Genomic DNA, 11,513 nt, shown 5'->3' with positions numbered 1-11,513 from the left:
CACCCCGGCCACCCACCCCCACCATGCCCCACAAAAACCACCATGTGGGGCCATTCGGCAGCTTTCTTGTCACCTCGCGCACACGACGCTGTGTCACCGATCACAAACGACTTCGTGGCCGCGATTCGCCGACATTTTCTGTGCTAAACCCTTCCGAGGTTCACGACAGGTCCCACCCGTCGAGAGGACATCGATGAGCACATCGGAAGCCGTGGCCGCAGCCCAGGTGGTCGACACCGCCCGCTACCCCCTCTCGGACCAGGGGAGCAGAGCCTGGCAGGACATCGTTTCCCGCACCCGCGCCGAACTTCGCGAAACCGGGTGCAGTGTGCTCACCGATTTCATCCGGCCCGAGCTGCGCGCGGTTCTCGAATCCGAATGCGCCCAGATCGCCCCATTGGCGTATTCCCGGGTCGAACTCGTGAACGCTTACAACATCGCCACCGACTCCCCGCTGCCGGACGGACATCCGGGGGCCACGATCATGGAGCGGGGGAACGCTTTCGTCGCCCGCGACCAGATCCCGGTGACCTCGATCATCCAGCAGCTCTACACCAGCCATGAGTTCCAGCGGTTCGTCGCGGACTGCTTCGCGCTGCCGGAACTGCACGAACTGGCCGATCCGCTGTCCGGGCTGACGCTCAACGTGATCGCGCCGGGCCGCGCGCATCCGTGGCATTTCGACGTCAACGAATACACCGTCAGCATGCTCACCCAGGAAGCGGCCGAGGGCGGCGTCTTCGAGTACTGCCCGAACATCCGGTCCGCGACGGAGGAGAACTTCGACGACGTGCGCGCCGTGCTGGCCGGCGAAGGCGAGCGCCTCGTCCGCAGGCTGACCCTGCGCCCCGGTGATCTGCAGCTGTTCCGGGGCCGGTTCTCCTTGCACCGCGTGGGAACCGTGCGCGGGAACGTCGCCCGGCATTCGGCGATCTTCGCCTACAGCGAACGTCCCGGCGTGATCGGCAGCCCGGAACGGACGCGCCAGCTGTTCGGCCGGGTCCTGCCCGAGCACCTCGGCCAGGCCGTCCGGGGCGACCGGCTGCTCGACTGAGCCCCCGTGCTTTCTCCTGTCCAGAGCCGAATGCGGCACTTTGTCGTACGCGACCGCTAGCATCGGCGACGTGTTCGGCGACACACCCTGACCCGCCCCATCGAGATCGAGGATGATCGTGAGCAGCAGTCCGGAATGGTCCACGCGTACCTTCGGCAACGAGGACCGCCTCCCCCGCGTCCCCGTGCCCACGCTGGAAGACAGCTGCCGCGGGTTCCTCGAATGGTGCGCGCCGCTGCTGACTTCCGAGGAGCTGGCGGAGACCGAGGCCGCGGTGCGCGCGTACCTCGCCGAGGACAGTCCGGCGCACGAACTCCAGTCGTTGCTGGAGGCCTACGACTCGGCCGAAGGCGTGCGCAGCTGGCTCGACACGTTCTGGCCGTACCGGTACCTCGGCCGCCGCGACCGGATCGCGCTCAACGCCAACTTCTTCTTCCTGTTCGCCGAATCCGGGCTCGGGCAGGTGGAACGCGCGGCCGAGCTCGTCGCCTCGGCCGTCGACTACAAGCTGCGGCTGGACGACGAGTCGATCCCGCCGATCATCGTGCGCGGACAGCCGCAGTCGATGGTGCAGCACAAGTTCCTGTTCTCCGCCACGCGGATCCCCGGTGCCGAGCTGGACACCGCGCGCACGCCGTACCGCGAAGACTGGCCAGGCCCGTCCACCGCGCGGCACATCGTCGTGTTCCACCAGGACACGCCGTTCCGCTTGGACGTGCTCGCGCCGGACGGCCGCCCGTACGACACCGACCAGCTGATCGCCGGACTGCACACGATCATGAAGACCGGCCGGGCGATCGACGAACCGGCCACCGCCGCCGGGCATTTCACCACCAAGGCCCGCGCGGAGTGGGCGGCGACCCGGCAGGCGCTGATCGACGCCGGGAACGCCGAGGCGCTGGACACGATCGAGACCGCGTTGTTCTGTGTGTGCCTGGAAGATCTCACGCCGAAGGACACGCAGGAAGCGTGTGACCAGCTGCTGCACGGCGACAGCGGTAACCGGTGGTTCGACAAGGCGGTCTCGCTGATCGTGTTCGCCGACGGCACCGCGGGCATCAACGTCGAGCACTGCGAGCTGGACGGGACCACGATCCTCGGCTTCACCGACGCGTTGCTCGCCGGGGAACGCGTGGCGCGGCCGGGCGCCGACGGGGTACCGGCGTTCGAGCGGATCGAGTTCGTCCTCGACGAGGCGCTGCGTGCGGACGCCCGCGCCGCGGCCGCGTCGTTCCAGGCGTACGCCGACGCCACGGCGACGAAGATCCTGTCGTTCGAGGATTTCGGTGCGAGCAGGGCGAAACAGCTCGGGATGTCGCCGGACGGCTTCGCGCAGATGGCGTACCAGCTCGCGCACAAACGAGCCAAGGGGCTGACCGGCGCGACCTACGAGTCGATAGCCACGCGGCAGTTCCAGAACGGCCGCACCGAGGCGATGCGCGTCGTCACGCCGGAGGTGCTGCGGTTCGTCGCGGTGATGGAGGACGAGAACGCCTCCCGCGAGGAACGTCGCGCGGCGTTTCGGGCCGCTGCGGCGAAGCATGTGGCCCGTGCGAAGGAATGTCAGGCCGGTGACGCGCCCGAGCAGCACCTGTGGGAACTGCAGCTGATCCAGAAACGGCGTGGCGGAGACATCGGCCTTCCGCTGTATTCGTCGCCGGGCTGGGTCAAGATGCGCGACGACTACCTGAGCACGAGTTCCGCGCCGTCGGTCAACATCCAGTACTTCGGCTTCGGTTCGACGAGCCCGCAGTGCATCGGCGTCGCGTACGTGCTGCTCCCCGACCGGCTCAACATCTACCTGTGCACGCCGCGGCACGTGGCGCACGAAATGACGCTGTTCGCGGAGGAACTCACCACGGCCGTCCGGGAACTCGAGGAGCTGCTGGCCTCGGAGTAACGATCAGCTCCCCGCCGGGCGGGACACGATCAGCACCAGCGAGCCGTCGAATTCCGCCTGCTCGCGAAGACCGCCGTAGCGCCGTTCCCAGGTGCCGTTGGCGAGATCGCGGCGGAGTTCGGCGGCGAACCGGGCGTGCACCTCGTCGTCGACGAAACTCCACGCCGAACAGGACAGCCGTGCGTCCGGATCGAGCAGCCGTTCCGGCCGGGCGTAGTAGGCCTCGTTGAACCCGTCCGTGCAGTCGATCGGCACCGGGACGCCGATGACCTGGGTGTCACCGCCCAGCCCGTCGGCGATGTCCTCGACCGGCGGGTAGCGCCGTGCCTCGGTGCCGATGACCTCGGGCGCGTAGTCGGCGAGCCAGAACCTGCGCAGCAGCAACGGATCGCAGGTCAGCACCGCGACCGGGCCGCGGGTGACCCGGCGCAGCTCGGCCAGTCCCGCGCCCAGGTCCTTCCACTGGTGCACGCTGAACGTCGTCATCGCGCCCTCGAACGACCGATCGCCGAACGGCAGCTTCTCGGCGACCGCGTCGACCGCGGGCGGAAGGTGCGCGGGACGTTTCTCGCGCATCGACGCGGACGGCTCGACGGCGGTGACCTCGCGATCGGCCGGTTCGTACGCGCCGGCTCCGGCGCCGACGTTGAGCACGGTCCGCGCGTCGCCCAGCGCGTCCAGGATGTGCGCGCCGATCCTCGGGTCCGGCTTGCGGTAGTCGGTGTAGACACCACCGATCGCGGCGTAGTCCGCATCCCCCGCGCTGCCGTCGGCGCGTCGCTGCATCATGCCGTCACCGTACCGACGGCGCCGCAGCGATGGGGGCGGGTTTACTGAGCCGTCAGCTTCAGGATGTCGATCCCCCGCTTGTTGTCGGCGACGTAGACGTGGCCGCGGTGCCAGTAGGGCGCCCACGACGCCGCGTCGGCGGGCCGGAAGTAGGCGATCTGCTTCGGGTTCGTCGGGTCGCTGATGTCCAGGAACCGGGTGCCCTGCGCGTAGAACGACTGGACGAGCACCTTGTCCTGGATGTCGAAGTAGTGCGCGGAGCAGTCGTCGGACTTCGGGTCGCTGCCCTCCTGCCCCGCCACGCCCCAGGTACCGACGGTGCGCAGGCGGAACGGCTTGTCCGGGCTCGACTTCCAGCCCTCGCCGCCGTACGAGCCTTCGAGTGAGGAAATCGTCAGCACGCCGTCACCGGCACAGCCGTCGACGAAGCTTTCCTCGGTGGCGTAGACGAGATCGTGGCCACGCCAAGCGCCGTCGTCGTGGCGGTTCGCCGGGTGGAAGCTGTTGTGCATGAACTTCGACGGCGCCGCCGTTTCGGCGACCCCGCCGCCCGCGTAGGGCACCGGCGCGTACGCGGTGGCGCGCCGCATCTTGCCCTGCACCGGATCGCGGTGCACGCCGTCGGTCCAGTACCCGCGGACACCGCCGCGGCCGGACACCCACGCGACGTCGTTCTTGTCGACCTGGACGTCGTGCACATAGTCGGTCTTGCCGTCGTTGCGGGCAAGTTCGATCGGCTGCGGGGAAACCTTCGGGTTACGCGGATCGCGGACGTCGGTGACCCAGATCGGCCTGCCGCCCCAGTCGGCGGGCTGGTTGTCGGCCTTGGCGGGACCGCCGGTCCACAGGTAGCGGCAGTCGTTGATGCAGCTGGTGGTGTGCCCCGCCGGGACCTTGACGTAGCTCAGCTGCACCGGTTTCTCCGGTGTCGACACGTCGACCACGTAGATGCCGGACTCACCGTTGTGCGTGTTCCCGCCGAAAGCACGCGGGTCACGCGAGAGGAACACCAGCTTGCGCACGGGATCGACCTCGGTGTCCTCGGTCTCCCACAGACCGGGCATGTTCAGCTGCCCGACCAGTTTCGGCGCGGCCGGATTTTCGGTGAGGTCGTAGAGCTTCAGGCCGAACTGGCCCGACACGGCCATCACGTCCCGGTGACCGTACGGCAGGAAGGCGAGGGAGATCGCGCCCTGCGCGTCCGGGAGGTTGCCCACGGAACGGACGTTCTTCACCGCGCCCGGCTCGCCGGTGACGTGGGCCGCGGCGGCGGGCTTGTCGTCTTCGCCGCAGGCGGCGGCGGGCAGGGCCGTGGCGGCGAGCGTCGCGGCGACGGTGGTGACGGCCAGGCACGAACGGACCCACCAGTTACGCACAGAGACCTCCCAGTGAACGTACTCCCGAACTCTATGACCGCCCCAACCCGGACACAACCGTCTTTCGTCCGGTTCCTGACTGGTAGGAAGAGGCATGCGCTCGCGTGTCCTCCTCGTCCTGTTCGCCGTCTTCGGGCTCGTCGCGGCGGGCTGTTCCGGCTCCGATACCCCGGCAGCACCCGGCGTACTCAGCGTCGGCCTGCACGAACCCGCGACGCTGCTGCCCGCCGACGTGCAGGAACAGTCGGGGCGGCTGGTGACCAGCGCCCTGTGGACCCCGCTCGCCGACTACGACGCGGCGAGCGGCAAGGTCACCGAACGCGCGGCGGAGTCCATCACCAGCACCGACCGGAAGCAGTGGACCGTCCGGCTGCGGCCCGCGCGGTTCCACGACGGCACCCCGGTCACCGCTCAGTCCTATGTGGACACCTGGCGGGTGGTCGCCGGGCAGCCGTGGGCGGCGGCCCCGGTACTGAACCGGCTGCTGCGCGCCACCTCCATCACCGCGCCCGACGACGCCACCATCCGGATCGACCTGGACCGCCCCGCCGGTCAGGTCCCGGTCTGGCTGTCCGCGCCGGGACTCGTGCCGCTGCCACGCTCGGTCCTCGACTCGCGTGACTGGAACGCCTTCGCGCGGGCACCGATCGGCAACGGGCCGTTCCGGCTGGACGGCCCGTGGCGGCCGGGCAGCGGCGGGAAGCTGGTGCGGGTCACCGACGCGCCCGGCAAGGCCAGGGAAATCGACCTGCGGGTCGGTGAACCGGCCGCACACTACGACGCGGTGAAGGCGGGCAAGCTCGACCTCGCCGCCGAGGTTCCCGGTGACCGGCACGAATCCATGCACCACGACTTCGCCGACCGGCACCTGTCCTGGCCACTGCCCGAAGCCGGGTACCTCACCTTTCCCATGGCGGACAAGCGGTTCTCCGATCCGACCGTGCGACACGCCTTCGCCTTCGGCGTCGACAGGGCCGCGCTGGAGGCCGGTCCGCTGCAACATCAGGTCGATCCGGCGAAGGCGCTCCTGCCGCCCTCCGACGCCCCTGGCGAGCGATCCGGCATCTGCCGTGCCTGCGCGTTCGACGCCGCGGCCGGGAAAGCACTGCTCGCCCAGGCCTCGTTCGCCGGGCCGGTGACCGTCTACTCCGGACCCCGGTCGGAAAGCTGGACCAAGCCGCTGGCCGACGGCCTCGCGAGCGCGCTCGGGGTCCAGACCACCTCGAAGCCGTTGCCCGCCACCGGATCGCCGGACGGCCCGGCCACCCTGCTCGTCAAGCTCGGCACCGCGAGCCCCGGCGAACTGCTGACCGGCCTCGCCGAGGCGGCCGGGTACACCGACGACGTGTTCAAGCAGAACCTCGCGGACGCGGAGGCGGCGGCGACCCCGCAGGAGGCGGGCGAGTTGTACCGGCTCGTGGAGAACCAGTTGCTGCGAGACCTCCCCGTGGCACCGCTGTGGACCACGCACGGCCACTCGGTGTGGGGCAGCCGCGCGCACGACGTCAAGGCGACCCCGTTCGCCGGCGTCGACCTCGCCGCCGTCGCGATGTGACGGGGGCGCAGGTCAGACCCTGGCGTGCTTCACCAGGACGTCGATGAACGCGGCGGTCAGCGGGTCGGGGCTGGTGCGGCAGTAGGCGGTGAGCGTGCGGCGGATCGCCGGGTCGGGTCGCAGCACCCGGCCGTCGAAGCGGGCGGGCAGGACGTTGGCCGGGACCAGAGCCGGGCCGAGACCGGCGGCGGCGAGGATCGGGGCCGCGGCGGTCTGCTCGGTCCGGACCGCCGCTCGGGGCCGGAACCCGGCGGCGCCGCAGGCGCGGTCGACCAGCTCGGCGAGCCCGTTGCCCGGCGCGTAGTGCACCCACGCGCAGTCGGCGAGAGTGCTCAGGTCGACGCGCCCAGATCCGGTGTCCTCCCTCGCGCCGTCGACGGGCAGGACGACCACGAAGTCTTCGACACCCAGCGGACGCACCGGGCCGCTCCAGCCCTCGGGCGCGGGCCCGATCGCGACATCGGCCTCGCCCGCGCTCATCGCGTCGCGCAGTTCGTCGGCGTGCCGGTATTCGGACAGCTGGACGTCGACGTCCGGCCGTTCGCGCCGCCACACCCGCAGCGCCGGCGGCAGCGCCCCGAGACTCACCGAGTACACCGTGGCCACCTGCAGCTCCCCCGCCTCCAGCCCGGACGCCTGGCGCGCGGCGCAGCGGGCGCGTTCCGCGTCGGCCAGCGCGGCCCGCGCGTGCGGCAGCATCGCCCGGCCCATTGGTGTCAGCCGCACCGAGCGTGGCAGCCGTTCCAGCAGCGGCCCGCCGACCGCGTGCTCCAGCGCCCGCATCTGGTGCGACAGCGCGGGTTGCGTCACGTGCAGTGCCTCGGCAGCACGGGTGAAGGAACCGGTGTCGACCACGGTGACCAGGTACTCCAGCTGCCGCAGACTCGTCATGAACACAGCTTATGCCTGCGGTGATTCTTATGCCTTGGATTTATCCTTTGGCGCCGGACAGGATCGAAGCATGAGCACAGCACGCAACCTCGCCCTGGTCGCCGGAGCGAACGGGATCATCGGCCGGACCCTCGTCGACCACCTCGCGCGGCAGGAGGGATGGGACGTCGTCGGCCTGTCCCGCCGTCCGGGCGACGGGAACACCCGCCACATCGCCGTCGACCTCCTCGACCCCGCCGACACGCGGGCCAAGCTCGGCGGGCTCACCGACGTCACGCACGTGTTCTACGCGGCGTACCAGGACAAGCCGACCTGGGCCGAACTCGTGCCGCCCAACCTCGGGATGCTGACCAACCTCGTCGACGCCGTCGAGCCCGCCGCCCCCGGCCTACGGCACGTCAGCCTGATGCAGGGCTACAAGGTCTACGGCGCGCATCTCGGCCCGTTCAAGACCCCGGCGAGGGAGACCGACGCCGGGCACATGCCGCCCGAGTTCAATGTGGACCAGCAGCAGTTCCTGGAACGCCGCCAGGCGGGCAAGGCGTGGATGTGGTCGGCGATCCGGCCCTCGGTGGTCGGCGGGACGGCGCTGGGCAACCCGATGAACCTGGCGCTGGTCATCGCGGTCTACGCGTCGATCTCGAAGGAACTCGGCCTGCCGCTGCGTTTTCCCGGGAAGCCCGGCGCCTACGACAGCCTGCTGGAGGTGACCGATTCCGGTCTGCTCGCGAAGGCGACGGTGTGGGCGGCCACCGACGACCGGACGGGCAACGAGGCGTTCAACATCGCCAACGGCGACCTGTTCCGCTGGAGCGAGCTGTGGCCGAAGATCGCGGGCTACTTCGGCCTCGAAACCGCGCCGCCGCTGCCGATGTCGCTCGACGTCGTGATGGCGGACAAGGCTCCATTGTGGACTTCGATGGCGGAAAAGCACGGGCTCGAAGTGTCCTATGCGGACGTTTCGGCTTCGTGGCGGTTCGCCGACTTCGTGTTCTCGTGGGACTACGACGTCTTCGCGGACACCTCGAAATCCCGCCGCCACGGATTCCACGAGTACGTCTCCACCGAGGAGATGTTCTTCCGGCTGTTCGACCAGTTCCGCAAGGACGGCGTCATCCCGTGACGCCCGGCGGTCCCCGCGGGCTCAGCCGCGGCCGACGAACGGCATCGTGGTCGCGGTGATGGTCAGGAACTGCACGTTCGCGTCCAGCGGCAGCGCGGCCATGTAGCGGACGGCGTCGGCGACGTGCCGCGCGTCGAAGGTGGGCTCGGCGGCGATCCGGCCGTCGGCCTGCGGGATCCCCGCCGCCATCCGCTCCGTCATCTCGGTGGCCGCGTTGCCGATGTCGATCTGTCCACACGCGACGTTCCAGGCCCGGCCGTCCAGCGAGATCGACCGGGTCAGCCCGGTGATCGCGTGCTTGGTCGCCGTGTAGGCCACGCTGGCCGGACGCGGCGAATGCGCCGAGATGGAGCCGTTGTTGATGATCCGGCCACCGCGGGGATCCTGCGCCTTCATCAGCCGCACCGCCTGCTGCGCGCACAGGAACATCCCGGTGAGGTTGGTGTCCACGCTGCGGCGCCAGTCCTCGACGGACAGCTCGTCGACGGCGCCGCCGAGCGACACGCCCGCGTTGTTCACCAGCAGGTCCAGCCTGCCCCAGCGGTCACGGACGGCGTCGAACAAGGCGGCGACCGACGCGGGATCGGCGACGTCGGTGGGCACGGCCAGCGCCGAGTCGTGCCCACCGGCGGTCTCGTCCAGCGCGCCCGCCCGGCGCCCGGCGAGCGCGACCTGGTACCCGTCGGCCAGCAGCGCGCGGGCGATCTCCCGCCCCAGCCCGGAGCCCGCCCCGGTGACCACCGCGATCCCCATCCGTCGTCCTCCTTGCCGATCACCTGCCGCGCACCGGATTCGTCGGCACGCACGCGCGGCACCACCGTATCCGGCGACATCGCGAGGCGGGACGACCGGGCCGGTCAGGGCAACGCTGGGAAAGCGCTTGCTGACAGCGTGCCGTTCTTCGCCGGTTACCCGCGGCCGTTCGGAGTAGCGTGTCCAGTCCCGAACGCGATGTTCACCGCCACGCCGTCGGGCCTTCACCGGATTCGGTAACCCCCTCGGTTATTCGCCGATCACCAAGGTGTGTCCCGGGGGAAGAAACCACGATTCCAACTCGTCCAGACCGGTTCCGAAACACTCCGCTGGCGGCTGCTGGGCGGCAACAACACCTCGCTCGGCACGAGCGCGCTCGATTACCACCGAACGGAGGAGTGTCTCGCCTCCATTTCCTGGCTCGGCGTCCATCTGGACGAACTGACCGCGGAATTCGGCCACGCGGGCGGCGGCCGGTGGCGCTGGCGACTGCGCAGCGGCACGGAAGCCGTCGCCGTGGCAGCACACGCTTATGGCCGCAGAATCGAGGCACAACGCGGTCTCGATCGATTTCGCGCGGCGACGGGGGAAGCGATGACCGACGGTCGAATAGAGACGGTCACCGACTGGCGCAAGAAGTACCGCATGAATTCCCAGGAGAATTCCGAACGCCGGAATCGGTGATCGGCAATCACGGAAAGTACGTTTCCCGCCGGTTAACCACCAAGCCGTCGGGCGGGAACGCTGAGCACCCGAGCCGGTCAGTCCGATACGAGGAGATGAGACCTGTCACGGGATCCCGTGACGTCATGGGGACTAGCAGAAAGAGTGCTGACACAATGCGTGCTCGTATTACCCGGCTTCTCGGCGTGACCGCGGCCGCGGCAGGCGCCTGTCTGGTCATGACCGGGACGGCCGCCGCCGTCCCGCCCGCCAACGGCATCGCGGAGGTCATTCCCGCCGCGGGCTCGGACACCATCTTCGACGTCACCAACGCGGTGTTCGCCGACGCGAACGCGGCGAGCGGCACCTGGAACACCGACCCCGACAACTACGTGAACATCCCGCCGGTGCTCAAGGGGACCGCGTCCTTCACCGTGCCCGCCGACCCGTGGTCGCCCGGCGCCACCTACAACGCGAGCAACCCGCCGCCGGACGGTTCGTCCGCCGGCAAGGCCGCCCTCAACGCCTCCGCGGCCGCGGGTGACGGCAAGTTCGAGATCGCGCGCTCCTCCTCCGGCCGCGGCAGCAGCGACCCGGCGTCGTTCCGGTACTTCGGTTTCGCCCGTGACGGCGTCACCTGGTCCTCGTCGGCCACCGGCGCGGGCGCGGGGCTGTCCCTCACGCTGGCGCAGCTGCGCGGTGTCTACGACGGCTCGATCACCAACTGGAACCAGGTCGGCGGTGCCAACGCGGCCATCAAGGTGTACCTGCCGCAGGTCGGTTCGGGCACCCTGAGCTTCTTCACCGGCACGGTGCTCGGCTTCGACCCGACCACCAAGCCGGTCACCATCAACCGCTTCCAGGAAAACGACGCCACGTCGATCCAGGCGGCCGACCAGAACGCCGCGATCGCGCCGTTCTCGATCGCCCAGTGGGTCGCCCAGGGCAACGGCGTCACCGCCGACAAGCGGGCCGGCTTCACCGTCAACACGCTCACCGGTGCGGGCTCCGACGGCGCTCCCGTCACCGGTTCCGCCGGGTCCTACGCCCCGGCGTTCGCGGACTCGTTCCTCGGTTCGCGTGTCGTGTACTACGTCCTCGACACCCGCACCCCGCGCTACGACCAGGCCCGGCGTGCCGTGGGCTTCGACTCCGGCGACACCGCCGCGACCGCCAGCCCGCTGTGCGGTGGCAAGCTCGCCGGCACCATCACGAAGTACGGCTTCAAGACGGTCGCCGGTACCGGCGGCCTGACCTGCGTCACGGCCTGACCCCCGAGCCGCGACAGCCACGAAACACCGCCAAGAAACGACGACGGCCCGGCGCGTGGGTACGCCGGGGCGGCGGCCCTCGGCTAGTGGGGGGTGACCGGCACGCTGGGGACCTCCCCCGGGCCGCCGGCGCGGGCC

10 protein-coding genes are annotated in these 11,513 nt (G+C 70.0%); 6 read left to right on the top strand and 4 right to left on the bottom strand.

Features of this window, described 5'->3' with window-relative positions; all coding sequences use genetic code 11:
* Positions 1-193 precede the first annotated feature (193 nt).
* The gene (locus ACFWY9_RS36070; RefSeq protein ID WP_378330422.1) at positions 194-1,054 is read left to right on the top strand and encodes an arpA protein; all 861 of its coding nucleotides are present in this window, start codon (positions 194-196) and stop codon (positions 1,052-1,054) included.
* Positions 1,055-1,166: 112 nt separating this feature from the next.
* Positions 1,167-2,954, top strand: a complete 1,788-nt coding sequence (locus ACFWY9_RS36065; RefSeq protein WP_378330423.1) for a choline/carnitine O-acyltransferase — start codon at positions 1,167-1,169, stop codon at positions 2,952-2,954.
* Between the two features lie 3 nt (positions 2,955-2,957).
* On the opposite strand, the gene ACFWY9_RS36060 is transcribed toward ACFWY9_RS36065, so the two are convergent.
* Positions 2,958-3,743, bottom strand: a complete 786-nt coding sequence (locus tag ACFWY9_RS36060; RefSeq protein WP_378330424.1) for a class I SAM-dependent methyltransferase — start codon at positions 3,741-3,743, stop codon at positions 2,958-2,960.
* A gap of 41 nt (positions 3,744-3,784) precedes the next feature.
* Positions 3,785-5,119: an LVIVD repeat-containing protein gene (locus tag ACFWY9_RS36055; protein WP_378330425.1), complete on the bottom strand. Its 1,335-nt coding sequence runs from the start codon at positions 5,117-5,119 to the stop codon at positions 3,785-3,787.
* Between the two features lie 94 nt (positions 5,120-5,213).
* Between ACFWY9_RS36055 and ACFWY9_RS36050 the strand changes: the two genes are divergently transcribed.
* Complete coding sequence (locus ACFWY9_RS36050; protein WP_378330426.1) at positions 5,214-6,674, top strand: ABC transporter substrate-binding protein; 1,461 nt, start codon at positions 5,214-5,216, stop codon at positions 6,672-6,674.
* 12 nt (positions 6,675-6,686) lie between these two features.
* Here ACFWY9_RS36050 and ACFWY9_RS36045 read toward each other — a convergent pair whose 3' ends face one another.
* Positions 6,687-7,565 (bottom strand): LysR family transcriptional regulator, encoded by an 879-nt coding sequence (locus ACFWY9_RS36045; RefSeq protein ID WP_378330427.1) that lies wholly within the window; start codon positions 7,563-7,565, stop codon positions 6,687-6,689.
* 70 nt (positions 7,566-7,635) lie between these two features.
* Between ACFWY9_RS36045 and ACFWY9_RS36040 the strand changes: the two genes are divergently transcribed.
* Positions 7,636-8,688, top strand: a complete 1,053-nt coding sequence (locus ACFWY9_RS36040; RefSeq protein WP_378330428.1) for an SDR family oxidoreductase — start codon at positions 7,636-7,638, stop codon at positions 8,686-8,688.
* Between the two features lie 21 nt (positions 8,689-8,709).
* Here the strand turns inward: ACFWY9_RS36040 and ACFWY9_RS36035 are convergent, their stop codons facing one another.
* The gene (locus ACFWY9_RS36035; RefSeq protein ID WP_378330429.1) at positions 8,710-9,441 is read right to left on the bottom strand and encodes an SDR family oxidoreductase; all 732 of its coding nucleotides are present in this window, start codon (positions 9,439-9,441) and stop codon (positions 8,710-8,712) included.
* A gap of 270 nt (positions 9,442-9,711) precedes the next feature.
* On the opposite strand from ACFWY9_RS36035, the gene ACFWY9_RS36030 reads away from it, so the two are divergent.
* Both ACFWY9_RS36030 and ACFWY9_RS36025 read left to right on the top strand, forming a co-directional pair.
* Positions 9,712-10,125 (top strand): DUF1508 domain-containing protein, encoded by a 414-nt coding sequence (locus ACFWY9_RS36030; RefSeq protein WP_378330430.1) that lies wholly within the window; start codon positions 9,712-9,714, stop codon positions 10,123-10,125.
* Between the two features lie 155 nt (positions 10,126-10,280).
* Positions 10,281-11,375 carry a substrate-binding domain-containing protein gene (locus ACFWY9_RS36025; RefSeq protein WP_378330431.1) on the top strand — a complete coding sequence of 365 codons (1,095 nt, stop codon included), beginning with the start codon at positions 10,281-10,283 and terminating at the stop codon, positions 11,373-11,375.
* Positions 11,376-11,513 lie beyond the last annotated feature (138 nt).

It is taken from the genome of Amycolatopsis sp. NPDC059027, assembly GCF_042739735.1.
GTDB lineage: Bacteria > Actinomycetota > Actinomycetes > Mycobacteriales > Pseudonocardiaceae > Amycolatopsis.
Note: the sequence above shows the minus strand (reverse complement) of the source record. Positions and strands in the feature narration are given on the sequence as shown.

Bases quoted from the DNA above. Each gene is read 5' to 3' on its own strand.
- ACFWY9_RS36070 (WP_378330422.1), top strand. From the start codon at position 194: ATGAGCACATCGGAAGCCGTGGCCGCAGCCCAGGTGGTCGACACCGCC.
- ACFWY9_RS36065 (WP_378330423.1), top strand. From the start codon at position 1,167: ATGATCGTGAGCAGCAGTCCGGAATGGTCCACGCGTACCTTCGGCAAC.
- ACFWY9_RS36060 (WP_378330424.1), bottom strand. From the start codon at position 3,743: ATGATGCAGCGACGCGCCGACGGCAGCGCGGGGGATGCGGACTACGCC.
- ACFWY9_RS36050 (WP_378330426.1), top strand. From the start codon at position 5,214: ATGCGCTCGCGTGTCCTCCTCGTCCTGTTCGCCGTCTTCGGGCTCGTC.
- ACFWY9_RS36045 (WP_378330427.1), bottom strand. From the start codon at position 7,565: ATGACGAGTCTGCGGCAGCTGGAGTACCTGGTCACCGTGGTCGACACC.
- ACFWY9_RS36040 (WP_378330428.1), top strand. From the start codon at position 7,636: ATGAGCACAGCACGCAACCTCGCCCTGGTCGCCGGAGCGAACGGGATC.
- ACFWY9_RS36035 (WP_378330429.1), bottom strand. From the start codon at position 9,441: ATGGGGATCGCGGTGGTCACCGGGGCGGGCTCCGGGCTGGGGCGGGAG.
- ACFWY9_RS36025 (WP_378330431.1), top strand. From the start codon at position 10,281: ATGCGTGCTCGTATTACCCGGCTTCTCGGCGTGACCGCGGCCGCGGCA.